This window comes from Microcoleus sp. Pol12B5, from assembly GCF_036701335.1.
In the GTDB taxonomy this organism is placed as follows: domain Bacteria; phylum Cyanobacteriota; class Cyanobacteriia; order Cyanobacteriales; family Microcoleaceae; genus Microcoleus.
Window position 1 is genome coordinate 1740 of the sequence record NZ_JAUBQQ010000003.1, and the last position, 15336, is coordinate 17075.

Consider the following 15336-nt stretch of genomic DNA (forward strand, 5'->3'; position numbering starts at 1 on the left):
GGGAAGTGGATTTGAACCACTGACCTTCGGGTTATGAGCCCGACGAGCTACCAGGCTGCTCTATCCCGCGTCGCTTTCTCTCTCTAGTGGTTTCCAAAAACAAAACCCTGAAACCTTAAAGATTACAGGGTTCGCTTGAATTTGGTGGCGGGAAGTGGATTTGAACCACTGACCTTCGGGTTATGAGCCCGACGAGCTACCAGGCTGCTCTATCCCGCGTCGCTTTTTGTCTCTTTACTAATATAAACACATTTTTCTAAAAATTGCAACCCCTCCATCAAAAAAACTTTTTAGATGGTGGGAGGGGTTGCTGAAATCGGATCAGAGTCTCGATCGCCCTAAAGCATCGAAACTTCCCCGATTACCTCCAAGCGCTTGAACTCGCTGAGAGTCAGGTAAGTCTCCGAAAGAGTTTCGGCGATCGTCGGAGTAATCCACCCCAACTGCTTGAGCAAGTGAATAGCCACAGCAAATTGAGCACGCTTTCCCCCATCCGTCACCTTAATTGCCAAGCCCATGCCTTCGCCAACGCGGCCAATGCACTGCACCCCTTCGGCACCGGACTTGCTCACCAATTCCCCTTGAGTCAAGCGCATCAGTTCCGTGTCAAATTTGCCCTCACCGGCAACCATCATCGGGTGATGAGTCATAGCGCGGACAATCCGCTCCATATCCACATTGTTGCCGGAGGCTAACTGAGCGTACAAAGACGCCATTTGCCCCAACTGCAACAGATAGGTAGGAGCGCCGCAGTCGTCACGAGCGCTGATAAACTCTTCGGCAGGCATTGCCAGCAAGTCAGCCACTTTGCCCAAAATAAGCTGCTGGACAGGATGTTTGCGGCGCAAATAAGTTTCCATAGGCCAGTGCAGTTGCTGGCAGACAGCCAGCATCCCGGCGTGTTTGCCGGAGCAGTTGTATTGCAGGGCGCTCTTTTTGCCTTCGGGAATGGGGCATTGAAGTTTAGAGGGGTCAATGTCGCAGCGCCACAGGACGTTAAATACCTGGCGCGATTGCTCGATCGTACCTTGATGGGAACTGCAAATAATCGCTAAATCTCGATCGGTCAATTCGTAGCGTTCTAAAGTGCCAGTCGCCGTCACCGCCAAAGCTTGAAAAGGCTTGAGTGAAGAACGGACAAATGAGGCCGTTTCCGAGTTACCAGCAACAGACAGAACGCGCCCGCGATTGTCACAGACAGCGGCCTGGGCGCGGTGCCTCGATTCCACAATACCTTCGCGCAGCAATGTGACTTCCAGTTCGGGAGCTTGGGTTCGTTTTCCCCTTGTCATATCAATTTTAGATTTTAGATTTTAGATTGGGGCTGGTGGAAGTTATGAGTTGCGAGCTGCCAGTTAAGAGTTATAAAGTTAATCTTTCTGCGATCGTTTCTCACTCATGCACTCCGTGCGTGTTGTTGGCTGTGGGCGGCAATCTCAAAACTCAAAACTCCCTTCCATTCGCGATTACAAACAACTCCAAGTTAGTCCCCCGGCAATCAGCAATACTGTCAAACCATAAAATGTCTGCCGCAGACGCCTGAGAATTGGTTCTAGTTGGTAGTTGACAATCAACTGATCTTGAAGAAAAACTTCGGGAGTTTTAGGCCAAGATTGACAATCGTACCAGCCAGACTCTTCGTAGACGACCGTGGGATTTGAAAGGCGCGATCGCACGTAGAACCAACCCAAGTAGAGTCGCAGCAAAGCTAATCCTAGAATAAAACCGGCACCTGCGGCACCGCACAGGACAAACTGAGCTGGATACTTGCTTGGAGCAAAGCTAGAAGCAGCTATCGGCCCCGATACCAAGCAACTCCAAGCCCACACCCAAGCTAGTTTGGCCAGGTATCCGGGCCAATTGAGTGTTACCCAGCTAAAAAACCAGGATTCTTTAAGTTCTTGGTATTCATTGATCGGTCGCTGTTCTTGCGGAACGGGACAAATAGAAGCAGAAACGTTTTTCACATTAGCCCTCCTCACGGCGTGGGGGAAAAGTCAATGCGTTCGGCGTGTCCCCAGAACGCTTCTAAATTGTAGAACTCCCGCTCTTGAGGCTTCAAAATGTGAATGATCGCGTCGCCGTAGTCCATGACGACCCAACTAGCGTCTGATAGGCCTTGTGTACGAAGTGGCAAGCGATGCCACTCTTCTTCCACTTGGTCTGCTATTGCTTGGGAGATGGCTCGTACTTGCACGTTGGAAAATCCGGTGACGATCGCAAAGTAGTCTGCCAAGTAGCATACTTCTGCCACCCGGAGCAATACAATGTCTACTGCTTTGCGGTCATCGGCTGCTTGGGCAACGGTCATGATCAGGCCACGGGCTTCGTCTGAGGAGGTGCCGTCCGTTGCTGTAGAATGGGCCCTGGAGTATTCGAGTTGGGTTAAATCAGACATTAAGTGTTTAATTTCCTAATTGATAGGGTAAGGGGAAATCGGTGCGCTATTCGCTTTCGATTGTTGGCAGTTTGAGACGGGAAATAGGAGTTAGGTTGAAGCCAAAAGTAAGGACAGAATTTCTGGTAAATTTTACTTTTAACTTGTGATTTGTTTGATCGACTGCTTCGTCGAATTTCCTGTTTCCGGCCTAGCCATTTGCAGCGCCCAATTGCGGGTAAGTACGGTGCGGGGGTGGATGTAGCAGCGAGTTTCTAGCAAATATTTAAGAGAATAATCGCTAGTTTGCCACACGGCTGCATAAAGATTTTGCCAGCTTGCCTCGCGCAGTGCCTCTAGTTGGGCTGTGTTGCCGCGGCCTGGCTCTATGGTATCTGCTATGAATACGGTACAACTGAGCTGGCTCATGTTTGGTCTGCCGAGGGTGTGATGGGCGATGGCGTCCAAAATTTCTCGATCGACCACCCCGAATTCGTCTCTGGCGACGATCGCGCTGGCGTCTGCGTGCAGCAAATGCGGGTGTGCTTCCAACACTGAGTCTAACTCTAAACCTTCCTTCTGGGCCATGTGCAGCAGCAGTTGAGGTTTGAAGTATTTTGCCAAATCGTGCAACAAACCGGCAGTTCGGGCTTTTGCTTCGTCGAGGCCGTAATGGCGAGCCAAGTCACCTGCTGTCTGTTCGACTCCCAGAATATGTTTGATACGGGCAGCAGGAACTCTGTCTGACAGCCAAGCTAGGACGTTTTCGCGCGCGGGTACAAGTGTCAAATATTAACTCCTCCATTGTAGGATCTACTATTTTAGCGTTTTGTTTTGATCGGCTGCTGTGTCGGGCACACAGCGGTGTGGTGATATCTGGGATGGGGAGGGGTGAAGGGGGCGATCGGCTGTTTGGCAGATACGTTATCTTTTCTGGTAACTCCTGGAATCTTCAAAACAGTCCCTACCTGAACAATTAGTCTAATGGGGTTGCTATTTTTGGTAATTATCTCATTTTTTCTATTTTTAGTCCGTGCTATCCAAGGTTATTTTGTCGTTTAGCCGCTGCTTGCTTCTCTGGGAATTTTTATGATTATTTTGTTAATTCAACATAAAACATTCCCTAACAAATTTAATCAACATGATTGTAACGGGAAGTCAAAAGTCTTTTTCAGTAATCTGTATTTTACTTTTAATCGGGGTAGTCAAGGCTTTCTGGATGGCGGAGGAGACAGTTCCCATTCTCGTAGATAGGGGACTTAAATCGCTCAAATATCAGTCTTTAATTTTTGTGGTATTTACGTTAACGAACGTTATTTTTGTACTGCTAGGAACATCTTGTGACACTCTAACTAGGCACGGTTTCAATCGCTTATATTATTTTGGCAAAGGCGCCAATATTTTCTCAGCATGACTCGCTGCCACCGCCGCAAATAAAGCTTCATAATGATTCAAAGCTTCCTCAAATCCGTAATTCTCCACAGCATAATTTCTGCCTTGCTCGCCCAACGCATCCACCTTAGCAGGGTGCAGGTACAAATCCTCAACCGCCTCAGCCAAAGCCTGCGGATCTTCCGGCGCTACCACCACCCCGCCACCGCTCTGCTGCACTGCTTTCTGTGCCGTACCAGTTTCAGGAACCGAAGCCAAAATTGCCCGACCGCTGGCGAGAATTACTTGAATTTTTGAAGGCATATTGAAGTTAGTAACGCGGCGCTTTTGTACGACTAAACTAACATCAGCAGCAGCTAACAATTCGGGCAATTTTTCTCGCGGTTCAAATGGTAGCAGCATTACATTATTAGCTTTGTAAGTTTCGCAATCTTGTTGCAAGCGCGCCAAGGCTGTTGATTCCCCCACAATGACAAAAGCGATTTCGGTTAGGTGTTTCAAACGAGCGGCTGCTTGGACAACTGTTTGCAAGCCTTGAGTGAGGGCAATATTGCCCGCGTAGAGAACGACAAATTTGCCATTGAGTTTGTGAGTTTCTCGAAATGAGTTACTTTCCTTGGGTAAGGGCCGAATGAAATTGACATCAACCCAATTGGGAACGCAAACTATTTTTTCGGGGGGTACTCCCTGAGAGTGCAATTTTTTGACAAAACCGCTGTCGATGACGCTGACTTGGCTGGCTGTGCTGTAGGCCAATTTTTCCAAAGCGTCAGCAATGCGAACTAGCAGTCCGTTTTTTTTGACCAAGCCGACGCGCACGGCTGCTTCTGAGACGATATCCTGAACGTTGAGCACGATCGGGCAAGCGCGAATCCAGCCGTAAAAGGCGACTGGGACGCAAATCGGTAAAGGGGGCATTGTCGAGAAAATCACGTCTGGACGCCAGCCTCTGAAAGCTTGGACGGCGCTGGAGACAACAAAACTGCCGTCTAGCACAAGTCGGTCTAGGAGGCTGGGGTGGGGGCCGTTGACGCGCAGATAGCTGCGCTGAATTGTGACACCGTTGTGTTCTTCTGTAAGGTAAAATTTGCCCTCATATTGCGGATAAATCCGGCGCTGCGGATAGTTGGGCATTCCTGTGACGACTCGGACTTGGTGGCCGCGCTTGACTAAGCCTTGCGCTAGTTCTGTCATCAGGGGGGCAATGCCGATCGGCTCTGGATAGTAGTTATATGAATAAATTAGAATACGCATAATATTTATTTTGAAGCAAATTGTCCTCCAGCCGCGTGCATCGAGCCTGTACCCGCAGAATTGCCGAGGATGTGGTTGGGTTCCGGGTAGGACAATAGGGGAGCGAGGGGATCTTCTACTCCTTGCGAAAGAAGCCGCCCTGACCGGGCGGGTATCACGCCCTCAGGTAATGTTTTTTCGCATTACCAGGCAGTTTCGGCGATCGTCGGTACGGATATACCGAAGGTCGTCTGTGAGCTTGTACATGAACACCAGTCCCCTTTCTCCCTCTCTGTCCAAAGGATCGCGCTGCTCTTGCATGATTGAGTGCAGCTTTGCTTCTAAGTTGAAGGGTTGACCCCTGTCCCAAATCCTAATTTCTAAGTAATCGGCAAACACTTTTACCTCAATGTCGATGGGCGTCGTGGGGGGCAAGTTCTGGTGAGCGTGGCGGACAGCGTTTGTAAAGCCTTCGTTGATTATCAGCCGGCACTGCCACCAGAAATCCGCTGGTATCATGGGCAAAACGATATTCTCCAACCATTCCAAAACGGATGTTAAAGCATTCAGGTCTGTTTCAACCTGCAGGTGCCACTCGGCCTTTGGTTGCTTGTCTTTCATCTTTCTTCCCCCTGGTCGGCCCCCACCACCGCTGTACTCAGCGCCGGAAGGAGAGAAAAAGGAGGGCAAGGTCTTGGCAACATATTAGTTAAGTCAAGCTTGAGTTGAAGAAGCCCGTTTTGCCTCAAGGTGAGCATTCCTTTCGCACCATTTACTCGCACAGCAAATGAGAGACTTCCGATACTGTAATCCGCCTCGGTAGGGCGTTTAAATAGGGAAAATTCCCGAGTCAGCTTGCGAGGAAGTGATTTAAGCTTCGACCGTGTTAGCAGTCGCTACTTTTCTAAACACAGGTGAGTTCTTCTCGTCCTCGAAAATCATGCTGGGCCCATTTGAGTATGACCTCGAACTCGCCAATTGCTAATTATTAATGCTCTGATTGCAGAGCTGGCAATTAGCTGTGTATTTTCTTGGCGTGTGAATTTTAACACTTAATGCTAACGTAGGTATCGCTAGCGATCGTCTGCTTGACTAAGTATCGAGTTCGAGTTCCCGCCCCCCCGTTGGCAACAGCACCTCAAAGTTCAGTGGTGGGTTGTTGAGGGTTCCTACACAGCGCCACTATTTTTGTTAAACAGGACTGTTACAGTTTTGACAATTAGTTTGAGGTCATACACCAGACTCCAGTTTTGTTGGTATTTTAAATCTAAACGGATGACATCTTCAAAATCGCGGACTTGAGAGCGACCGTTGACTTGCCATTCCCCTGTCATCCCGGGTTTGACATCCAAACGCTGCCACTGAGGGACTTCGTAGCGCTCAACTTCGTCTGGGGTAGGCGGTCTAGTGCCGACTAGGCTCATTTCGCCTTTGAGCACGTTCCAAAACTGCGGCAGTTCATCAAGGCTGGTTTTGCGTAAGATGCGCCCGACCTTGGTAATCCGCGGGTCGTTGTCATTTTTGAAAAATGCGCCAGAAGCCTGATTTTTGATTTGGGCTTTCATGGCTTCGGCGTTGGTACACATCGATCGAAATTTCCAAATCCGAAATTGTCTGCCCATCCAGCCACAGCGGGTTTGACCGAAAAATATCGGGCCTGGATCGTTGATAGTGATGGCTGCAGCTATGGGTACGAGCAAAATTCCTGTAATTATCAAACCGACTATTGCCCCAACAATGTCTATCAGCCGCTTCACCCACGATTGCACTGAGGGGTGGGTCATCGGTAGCTGATTGTCCGAAGGCTTGGTCTCTGTGGGAGTTGAGGTTGCAGAGGGCTGCTCGATCGTCAGCACTTGATCTAGGCTGGTGAGAGCAAATACTGCCATCACCTGCGGCTTGAGGCTTCGGAGCACCAAGTCGCTACCACGCTGTTTGGCAAATTTCAGATTGCTGACTAAAGCACCGATCCCGCTACTGTCGATGAATGTCGTCTGACTGAAGTCTAGGACAATCTTGCTGGGAACGGTGGTGCTTTCCGAAAAAAGTTGCTGGCAGGTTGTCTTGAAGTTTACAGCTTCAAGTACGCTCAAGCGCACGGGTATGTGAACTGAGGGAATTTCGTCCGAGTACGTTACCCGAAAATCTGCCTCTGGGGTTTGACTGACCATGAAGTCCTGGTTTCAAATTTCAAGCTTATGTCTTTAGCCTATTCTGTCCTAGCAGCTCCACCTTTACCAAATATTATGGTTAACAAAAGGCTAGCTTTATACAAACTTTACAAAAACGCCTGCAAACTCGCCCCCCGATAGTGATATCCAAGGCAAAAATAGACTTGAGTCTACCAGTGCCTGTTTTGGCGCAAAGATTTTTGAACGCAGTCGCGGCCCAACTTTGACATCGGAATCAAGATTTTTGTGGATTCAGGCCGATTAATGTTGTCGTTAATAATTTTGGTGCCTCTCTCGCACCGGATAACCATCGCAGTTAACAGTTAACAGCTAACACAGAAGTCAACAGTTAACGGTTAACTGGAAAACCCCCGTAACAAGCATCGGGGGATGAGGTTAAGAATTGTAGACGTTTTCTGACTGGGAGGTTTCGCGGGTGATGGGTTTGACTTTGGCTTTGGCTTTGGCTGCGTTGCGTTTGAGGGCCTGGAGACGAGCTTCGTATTTAGCCCGCTGCTGTTTTTTGGAGGTTTGCTCGATTAAGGTTTTTAAGGCGCTGCCGAGGCTTTTGTAGGCGTTTGGGAGAGTGTAGCCGAAGCGGGTTGCCAGGGCGAGGGCTTTTTCGTCGGCGTCTACTGCTTCTTTTAAGCTTTTCTCTCCGTTGTTTTTTTGATAAAGTCTCCAGCCGGAGACGCCGCACAGGGATAGGGCTAGTAACAGCAGCAAGCCGTCTTGCACCCAAAGTTCGCCGACAGCGCCGCCTAAACCAATTGCGAGGGCTGCCATTTCCCAACCGTCTCTGGGAATGGTGTCGTTTTGGATTCTGGCGACTTCGTGCCAAAATAGGAGGTTACGCTGATCCATTGCTAGCTGTTCCCAGCGGATCAGGTCTATTTGGATTTCTACCTGGTCTTTGCCTATTTCTTCGCTGCGGATCAGGGTAGGATTAACTTCTATTGTTTTTTCTACTGTTACCCAACTTTGGAGTTCTGGGGGCAGTATGTTTTTCAAGCGCCGGATCTCACTCATCTCGGCTCTTGCTGTAGAGGTTGCATAGGATGTCATAGCTCCGGCCTATTGATTTTCCAAAGGTTAATATGTGTCTATTTCTGGAGTATAGCAAACCTTGAATCCAAATATAGTCGAGTAACGGGGGTCGATCGACCAATACTTGCAAATTTACTTGATTTTAGTCTCAGGGGGCGATCGCAACTGCCGACTCGATCCTTGACTTTCGACTATTTCATCAACGGTTCGATTTCTTTCCACAATTTCGACCAAGCCGACAAAACTTCCGGCTGAGAAGTTATGCCTTTTTGAACTAAAACAACTCCGTCAAATACTTCAGAAAATCCCTACAAACCTCGCCGTAGAGCTTCATCGGTAAAACGCACTCCCCCCCCGAACTATACCCTGTCAATCGGAGCTTTTAAAGTCTTCTGCTGTAAATGCCACAACTCATAATCCACAGCTAATTAAAAAAATGGCGACAACTCAATCCGTGTAATATGAGTCTAAAACCTTCTTTTCTCGTCCATTATGGGATATCTTTTTAGGGTCAATAAAGTTGTGCAACTCTTCTTTTTGTCCCAACATCCTCTTTTTTTTTGCCTCGTTTAACATTCATTTTTTTCTCTTTTTTTGCTACATGAGCGCGATCGCCCACAGTCGGGTATTCGATCGCGCTCATGTAGCGAGTGGGAGCGTCCGCTGCTGGCACTAACTACTGGTCTACCCCTTTTCATTCTTGCAGCGGATATTGCCACTTTTAGGAGATTTATACACATCATTCAGACGCGATTTAAATAATTAAAGTGACTTAAGAAGACCACTTTCCAACTGATAAATTGCTGCCATGATTCCGCTTTCAGGATTTGTGAGCAGGGACTTTTTGACATCTTTTAAGTATTCTACAATGTGTGCCCGCAAAATCGGTCTTTCTACTTTGACTGTGTGATTGTAATCCCACAAATCCCAGATGATAATCCCGATGCCAACAATCGGGTCGATTAAACTTACTCCCAACTGACTAGCAACTGTACCGCCTGTTTTTGTGGCTACCTTAGCGGCGGCTTTGCTGGCAACTTTTGCCGTAACTTTGCTGCCAACTTTAGCTGCTACTCCCAAAATTAATGGTTTAGCAATTAAGTAGCCGCTGCCGCCAACTAATACTTTTAATGATAAATTCGAGACGTTTCCTTTGTCACTAATTGTAGTGGCAATATCGTTCAGATATTTGTCCCACTGTACTTGCGGTATATTATAACTGTTTTGAACTACTTTCACATTCTTGCTAACTTCGGATATATACAAATTAGCAGTATCTTGAGTGATTAATTGAAATCGCAGTTGAGCGTTTTTGGGTACCAGCACGCGGTTAGCAAATTCTCTTTGAAAGTCTTCCGTTAATTTTTCGGAAACAGCACGAGATGCTTCTGTCATATCGAATCTGTTGAGTAGGGCAGATTTCACGAAGCTAAAAGGTACGGTAAACTCCATCTTTTTTTGAGTGAAGTAATCAAAGTACCAATCGAGGAAACTGTTGTCTACTCGTGCAATTACTTCGCTTTCCCATTTGTCCAACTCTTTTGAGGCGAAAGTTTCGGCTGTTGTATGGGATTTTTGGATGGCGTTTTTAATGTCTTGGTTGACTTTGCTAAAATCGTGTGGCGGCGAGACTACAACTGCTGTGGTTCCGGTATTTGTTAGTGACTGGGAAATTAGAAAGTTACCTAATAGGGGAATGATGACTACGAGAATTACGATCGTCCAAATCATCGGTGTGACAGTTTTGATAAACTGACCGATAACTCTGAGACGTTCTGTTTTCTCTGAATAGCTAATTTCTTCCTTGTCTTGACTCATGGCGGTTTCGCAACTGATGAGAGTTTGGCTAGTTTCGATTATAGGCGACGCTTCCTGAATTGTGTTACGGGCGTGTGGCCTGAGATTCTGGAAAAGTTGGCTAAAAGTCCGCGCGAAGCTACCCCAAAGGGAATCGCCAGTTTTTCATTCTTGACTGCATAGAAATTAAAGTGGTACTATTTTTGAATATATCTCAAGCTGTTAATATGACCTTAGATCCTTTGCTCCGCAAGCTAGCAGCCATAAATCAAGCTTTATCTGCCATTTCAGCAGAAACCTGCACGGCGGCCGGATGCAATCAAGCAGTTTCAAAACCCGGTCACAAATTATGCTACGAACATTGGAAAGCTAACAACGCTCAACCCCTGTCAGCGCCCAAACCTAAACCCCAACAATCCTCTTCCCCCTCACTTCTGTCCGCTACCAGCATCAGCGATAAACTAGAAATATCAAAGCACAAAGTCAACCCAATTTTAGCAGAGTTAGGATTAGTAAATAAAGAGCGCAACGGCTGGGTAGCCACTAAGCGGGGAATAGGTTTTGGGGCGGTGCAAAAAACCTACCCTCAAGACAACACTCCTTATGTGCTTTGGCCAGAATCTATACTGACAAATCAAGTTTTTCTGGCGACTATTGAGAGTCTTAAAGGTGACAATTCAGAACAGAGCAAAACAGAAGTAAACACAAAGCTAGGGTTCCGGGAAAAGTTTCGGGCGAGTGCACAGCATCGAACAACCGACGGTCATTTTGTGCGTTATAAAGCTGAAGTTTTGATTGATAATTGGCTCTATATGGCGGAGCTAGTTCACGCCTATGAACGCCGACTACCCATAGAGGAAGAAGCTTACTGTGACTTTTATATTCCTGGGGGAAAGGTGTATATTGAATACTGGGGATATGAGAACAACCCGGAGTATGTGTCGCGTAAGAAAGTGAAGCAAGAACTATATCAGAAGTACGAGCTCAACCTGATTGAGTTAACAGATGAACACATCAAGAATTTGGATGATTATTTGCCTAGAATGTTATTAAAATTTGGCGTAATTGTAAATTGATTGAAAAGTACGATCGCACTCTTCATCCGCGTTAATCTGCGTTAATCTGCCTGCATCAGCGGTTCATAAAAAAAGAAAAGAGCGATCGCCCTTGAAGCGTGCCTCAAACTTGATAATCCTTATCTGATTATCTTTTAGCCTGCTTTACTTAACACAAGCAGAATGTACTGGTCAAGACTAACTCCTTCCCTTTCCGCTTTTTCTGCTAAACTCAAATGTAGAGATTTAGGAATCTGTAAAGATAGACTTCCACTATACTCAACTTCCGTTGCAGGTAAAGGAATCTCATCGCCGCACTCATAAGCAGTCTCTATCCACAATTCCCTAGCTTCCTGAATATTCTCCATCGCTTCGGACAAAGTTTCACCCTGAGACATACAGCCAGGAAGGTCTTTAATTATAGCTGTATAACCTTCAGGTTCTGGATAAAAATTGATAGGATATTTCAGGCTCAAGTAATAATCTAGGGATTTAAGCTTGACTTTCATCTTCTGATTCATCGCTCCATTCCTCTAACTTCAATAATGCCACAATTTGCCTGACGTAGACTCCTTTTACCTTCTGACCGCCTTTTTTAGGGACTGTAATCTTTAATCCATCGGCATTTCGGAAAGAATGGTGACTTCCTTTCGATCGCTTTTCTTCAAACCCAAAAGCAGTTAGGATATAGCACACATCGTCAAACCGCACTTCAGACGGGTTTGATAAAAATTGTTCTATCAGTTTTCCTAACTTACTCATCTTAACCAAATTTTCCGACTATCTATCATAGCTTTCCATGACTTACGCAGTGATAACGATTTTTTGTCATTCTCAGCGATAGCGAAGAATCTCAAGGTCTGATACTACCGTTACAATGCGTAAGTCCTGTTTCATTAGGGGGTTGTACTTATATCTAATAAGTTATTGTAATCCTCTTGGAGTTCTAGGGAAGGAATTTCAATATTTAAAAGAGACATATAACGATGACATATTTCTCTCGCCTCATCGATCAGTTTTTGCAAGTCATCTTGTTTAAGCGTAGTCATCTCTTCAGGCATTGGCAATGGGCGCGCGTTTTCATCTTCCTCATTTTTTAATATATTCCTGTTTTTTTCCCTAACACCTAAAGCTTTTTTATATTTAAAAACTTCTGCCTTGTCACGGTGAGCTATTGCTTTGTCTCTCTGATTAAAAAGTATTTTTTTTAATTCATCTAGATTCGGATCGTAATCTTTGTCACCCGCTTCTTTATATTTGAATTTAATTTGGTCTTTCTCTAATTGTTTTCTGTCTAACTCACCTATTTCCTGGGATTTTTTCTTCCATGATTTATAATTACTTTCAACAATATTTAAAATTTTGGGAACGCTTACAGCATCTTTATGTGAGTCATATACTTGACACAAATATAATACACACAGATCGCGAAATCCCAAGCTAGTCATCGTCCAGAAATGACGTGCTTTAGCGTATTTTTCTGGCGTACTACCCAAACCATAAAATAAATCATAAGCTACCGACAAATAGTATTGAGCATCCGATAGCCTAGCATCAATAGAGTGAAGCATCTCACTAAATTCTTCTTTTTCAACTGTCATTTTGATAGCCTTTTATTGATTAACTTATAAAGTAGGGTAGGCATTACCTACCCCACTTATATAATTATAGCGCTTTTTACAGCAGTGAAAATCGGAAGTAGATGAGCTAGAAATTAAACCTGAGCCTCATTCTTCACCAAATTACCCCAACCCAAATCCTTCAGCGAATTATTCCGGCGCAGCGGACGAGTCACCAACTCCAAAATATCCCGCGCATTACCAAACCCGTGAATCTGAGCAAAAGTAAACTCAACAGACCACTTAGTATTAATTCCCCGCGCTTCCAAAGGATTAGCGTGAGCCATACCAGTAATCACCAAATCAATATTCTGCTCGTAAATCCGCTGCAACTGATTGTAATTGTCCGGTTTCTCCACAATCCGAGGAGTAGGAACTCCCATCTCGTGACAAGTCTTTTCTAACAAAGCCAACTCGGCGGCTTGATAGCGCTTGTCCATGTAAGGAATGCCAATTTCCGGGCAAGTCATGCCGCAGCGAATCAAGAAACGTGCTAAAGAAATCTCTAACAAATTGTCACCCATAAAGAAGACAGATTTGCCGCGAATTATTTGCAGGTAATCTTCCAAACCAGCCCAAATTTGTGCTTCCCGTTCGTCCAAACCTTTTGGTTCAATTCCCAACACTGAGCAAATCTTCTCAATCCAAGCGCGAGTTCCGTCAGGGCCGATCGGGAATGGCGCACCAATTAGCTTACACTTGCGGCGGCGCATCAACGTAGAAGCAGTGCGCGACAAGAACGGATTCATGCCAGATACATAATAGCCTTCTTCCAAGACTGGCAATTCAGTGTAGCGCTTAGAAGGAAGCCAACCGGAAACTTTGATTCCTTGCTTCTTCAATTCTAGAGTTAGCTGAGTAACAACCGGATCGGGCAAAGAACCAAAAAGTACCAGCGGTGTGTGCTTGACATATTCCGATTCATCTGCTGCAACTTCCTCTTTTTTCTTGCCGAAATTCAGCAGTTGAGAGATAGCATTGCGTTCTTGTTTCTGAGATTCCATCACGGGCGCTTTCTCAGGACATTTAGCAGCCATAGCTGCCAAAACGGTATCTTCCCCTTGAGTAAAAGCGTAATCCAAACCGTTAGCGCGCGCTGTGACGATGGGAATGCCAATTTCTGCTTCGAGTTTCGGCGCTAACCCTTCCAAGTCCATTTTGATGATTTCGGTGGTGCAAGTGCCGATCCAGACAATTACACTGGGGTTACGATCGCGCTTAATTTGCAAGCACAGCCGCTTCAACTCATCATAATCGTTTAACTGAGCGGAAATATCGCCTTCTTCCAACTCAGCCATCGCATAGCGAGGCTCAGCAAAAATCATCACGCCCATTGCATTTTGCAAGAAATAGCCACAAGTCTTGGTACCGATGACCAAGAAAAAGCTATCTTCAATTTTTTGATAAAGCCAAGCTACGCAGCTAATCGGACAAAATGTGTGATAATTGCCTGTTTCGCATTCAAAATTTAAAGCTTCCGGTTCATTAGTAGTAATAGCAGTCATATCTCAAATCTTCTCCCTTTAAATTGTTTTTCGTCTCGAACAGGATTTGCGGCGGAGCGAGGAAACACCTGGATTTTGCGATCATCTCGGTGCGATCGCCCAGGAGAGGAATAGGTTGTTTTTCCTCTCGATCACGAACAGGCGCAGTGGCGAGAAAACACCTGTGAAAGTGCGATCGCGACGCACAGCGAACAATAAATAGAAGTACCTATTTTTGGGCTAATTCCTGTAAAAAAATAGATGCAGCCCACTCAATATTTCTGCAGCAGACGCAGCATCCAAAATTCTGGCTAAAAAATTCTGCGGGAGGGCATACAATCCCTCACAGCAGGGATTTAGTTTTCTTCAACTCGCTAAGGCAAAAAGCCTTTTGGCAGTTGTGAGTTGGAGCTAATTAAAAATTAACAACTCGCAACTCACAACTCACAAATAGAGCGGGAAACTTCAAGACTAGAAGAGATGCGGGCGATCGCAACAACCTCACTTAAAATCAGATAAAAAGCCGGAAATTTCTTCATCCTCATCGTCGGAGTCCAAATCGCCGAGACCTAGAGCATCTAAATCATCTTCGTCAGGATCTCCGGTAGTTGCTTCCCCCAGATCGTCAAGTCCGAGATCGTCGAGGTCATCCTCATCAGATACAGAGAAATCGTCAATACCGTCATCGTCCAAGTCGCCCAGATCCATATCTAGGTCATCTGAGGTCGCTGTCCCAAAAGGATCGGGTATTTCTTCGGCGACAAACTCTGCATCTTCTTCCCCAAACGGATCGGAAATCCCCGCTTCGAGATCTCCAGAGGTCAAAGTCCCAAATTGTGAGGCTTCATCTTCCTCGTCATCGCCGAGATCGAGACCGCCCAAAGCCAAGGCTTCATCTTCCTCGTCATCGCCGAGGTCGAGACCGCCCAAAGCCGAGGCTTCATCTTCCTCGTCATCGCCGAGGTCGAGACCGCCCAAAGCCAAAGCTTCTTCTTCCTCATCGTCACCCATATCAAAGTCAGATACGGCGTCTTCCTCATCGTCGCCCATATCAAAGTCAGATACGGCGTCTTCCTCATCGTCGCCCATATCAAAGTCAGATACGGCGTCTTCCTCATCGTCGCCCATATCAAAGTCAGATACGGCGTCTTCCTCATCGTC

Annotated in this window: 15 protein-coding genes, 1 tRNA gene and 1 pseudogene; 1 reads left to right on the plus strand and 16 read right to left on the minus strand. The window is 46.2% G+C overall.

The features are described 5' to 3' along the window. Positions 1 to 142: 142 nt before the first annotated feature. The 11 genes from QUA24_RS02340 to QUA24_RS02390 all read right to left on the minus strand — a co-directional run bounded on the left by QUA24_RS02340 (position 143) and on the right by QUA24_RS02390 (position 10038). A tRNA-Met gene (locus QUA24_RS02340) sits at positions 143 to 219 on the minus strand. A 119-nt stretch (positions 220 to 338) separates the two neighbouring features. Then, positions 339 to 1292: an asparaginase gene (locus tag QUA24_RS02345; protein ID WP_333167194.1), complete on the minus strand. Its 954-nt coding sequence runs from the start codon at positions 1290 to 1292 to the stop codon at positions 339 to 341. Positions 1293 to 1466: 174 nt separating this feature from the next. Further along, the gene (locus QUA24_RS02350; RefSeq protein ID WP_333226902.1) at positions 1467 to 1967 is read right to left on the minus strand and encodes a CGLD27 family protein; all 501 of its coding nucleotides are present in this window, start codon (positions 1965 to 1967) and stop codon (positions 1467 to 1469) included. A gap of 11 nt (positions 1968 to 1978) precedes the next feature. Beyond that, positions 1979 to 2398, minus strand: a complete 420-nt coding sequence (rsfS, locus tag QUA24_RS02355; RefSeq protein ID WP_333226904.1) for a ribosome silencing factor — start codon at positions 2396 to 2398, stop codon at positions 1979 to 1981. A gap of 138 nt (positions 2399 to 2536) precedes the next feature. After that, positions 2537 to 3166, minus strand: coding sequence for a bis(5'-nucleosyl)-tetraphosphatase (symmetrical) YqeK (gene yqeK, locus QUA24_RS02360; RefSeq protein WP_333226906.1), 630 nt, complete (start codon positions 3164 to 3166; stop codon positions 2537 to 2539). 588 nt (positions 3167 to 3754) lie between these two features. Continuing rightward, positions 3755 to 5023, minus strand: coding sequence for a WcaI family glycosyltransferase (locus QUA24_RS02365; protein ID WP_333226908.1), 1269 nt, complete (start codon positions 5021 to 5023; stop codon positions 3755 to 3757). A 162-nt stretch (positions 5024 to 5185) separates the two neighbouring features. Then, positions 5186 to 5623: an ATP-binding protein gene (locus tag QUA24_RS02370; protein ID WP_015178537.1), complete on the minus strand. Its 438-nt coding sequence runs from the start codon at positions 5621 to 5623 to the stop codon at positions 5186 to 5188. A gap of 548 nt (positions 5624 to 6171) precedes the next feature. Beyond that, positions 6172 to 7173, minus strand: a complete 1002-nt coding sequence (locus QUA24_RS02375) for a sugar transferase (RefSeq protein WP_333084651.1) — start codon at positions 7171 to 7173, stop codon at positions 6172 to 6174. 396 nt (positions 7174 to 7569) lie between these two features. Further along, on the minus strand, positions 7570 to 8238 hold the full coding sequence (locus tag QUA24_RS02380) for a DUF3318 domain-containing protein (RefSeq protein ID WP_015178535.1): 669 nt from the start codon (positions 8236 to 8238) through the stop codon (positions 7570 to 7572). 493 nt (positions 8239 to 8731) lie between these two features. Beyond that, the gene (locus QUA24_RS02385) at positions 8732 to 8893 is read right to left on the minus strand and encodes a hypothetical protein (RefSeq protein WP_333226910.1); all 162 of its coding nucleotides are present in this window, start codon (positions 8891 to 8893) and stop codon (positions 8732 to 8734) included. 89 nt (positions 8894 to 8982) lie between these two features. Beyond that, entirely contained in the window at positions 8983 to 10038 is a 1056-nt protein-coding gene (locus QUA24_RS02390) for a hypothetical protein (protein ID WP_333226912.1), read from the minus strand. 170 nt (positions 10039 to 10208) lie between these two features. Between QUA24_RS02390 and QUA24_RS02395 the strand changes: the two genes are divergently transcribed. Next, a complete protein-coding gene (locus QUA24_RS02395) occupies positions 10209 to 11093 on the plus strand; it encodes a hypothetical protein (RefSeq protein ID WP_333226914.1) in 885 nt (294 codons plus the stop codon). A gap of 134 nt (positions 11094 to 11227) precedes the next feature. Here QUA24_RS02395 and QUA24_RS02400 read toward each other — a convergent pair whose 3' ends face one another. The 5 genes and pseudogenes from QUA24_RS02400 to QUA24_RS02420 all read right to left on the minus strand — a co-directional run. Next, positions 11228 to 11581 carry a type II toxin-antitoxin system HicB family antitoxin gene (locus QUA24_RS02400; protein WP_332955242.1) on the minus strand — a complete coding sequence of 118 codons (354 nt, stop codon included), beginning with the start codon at positions 11579 to 11581 and terminating at the stop codon, positions 11228 to 11230. Beyond that, on the minus strand, positions 11565 to 11834 hold the full coding sequence (locus QUA24_RS02405; protein ID WP_332955243.1) for a type II toxin-antitoxin system HicA family toxin: 270 nt from the start codon (positions 11832 to 11834) through the stop codon (positions 11565 to 11567). The genes QUA24_RS02400 and QUA24_RS02405 overlap by 17 nt, the downstream gene beginning before the upstream one ends. Before the next feature lie 134 nt (positions 11835 to 11968). Beyond that, positions 11969 to 12673 carry an AbiU2 domain-containing protein gene (locus QUA24_RS02410; RefSeq protein ID WP_333226916.1) on the minus strand — a complete coding sequence of 235 codons (705 nt, stop codon included), beginning with the start codon at positions 12671 to 12673 and terminating at the stop codon, positions 11969 to 11971. A gap of 113 nt (positions 12674 to 12786) precedes the next feature. Then, complete coding sequence (locus QUA24_RS02415) at positions 12787 to 14196, minus strand: ferredoxin:protochlorophyllide reductase (ATP-dependent) subunit N (protein ID WP_199297522.1); 1410 nt, start codon at positions 14194 to 14196, stop codon at positions 12787 to 12789. A 480-nt stretch (positions 14197 to 14676) separates the two neighbouring features. Continuing rightward, positions 14677 to 15336 (minus strand): annotated as a pseudogene (locus QUA24_RS02420) (DUF5331 domain-containing protein); the annotation flags it as partial.

Coding starts and splice junctions, on each gene's coding strand:
- QUA24_RS02345 (WP_333167194.1), bottom strand. CDS start 1,292: ATGACAAGGGGAAAACGAACCCAAGCTCCCGAACTGGAAGTCACATTG.
- rsfS (WP_333226904.1), bottom strand. CDS start 2,398: ATGTCTGATTTAACCCAACTCGAATACTCCAGGGCCCATTCTACAGCA.
- QUA24_RS02365 (WP_333226908.1), bottom strand. CDS start 5,023: ATGCGTATTCTAATTTATTCATATAACTACTATCCAGAGCCGATCGGC.
- QUA24_RS02370 (WP_015178537.1), bottom strand. CDS start 5,623: ATGAAAGACAAGCAACCAAAGGCCGAGTGGCACCTGCAGGTTGAAACA.
- QUA24_RS02375 (WP_333084651.1), bottom strand. CDS start 7,173: ATGGTCAGTCAAACCCCAGAGGCAGATTTTCGGGTAACGTACTCGGAC.
- QUA24_RS02380 (WP_015178535.1), bottom strand. CDS start 8,238: ATGACATCCTATGCAACCTCTACAGCAAGAGCCGAGATGAGTGAGATC.
- QUA24_RS02390 (WP_333226912.1), bottom strand. CDS start 10,038: ATGAGTCAAGACAAGGAAGAAATTAGCTATTCAGAGAAAACAGAACGT.
- QUA24_RS02400 (WP_332955242.1), bottom strand. CDS start 11,581: ATGAAAGTCAAGCTTAAATCCCTAGATTATTACTTGAGCCTGAAATAT.
- QUA24_RS02405 (WP_332955243.1), bottom strand. CDS start 11,834: ATGAGTAAGTTAGGAAAACTGATAGAACAATTTTTATCAAACCCGTCT.
- QUA24_RS02410 (WP_333226916.1), bottom strand. CDS start 12,673: ATGACAGTTGAAAAAGAAGAATTTAGTGAGATGCTTCACTCTATTGAT.
- QUA24_RS02415 (WP_199297522.1), bottom strand. CDS start 14,196: ATGACTGCTATTACTACTAATGAACCGGAAGCTTTAAATTTTGAATGC.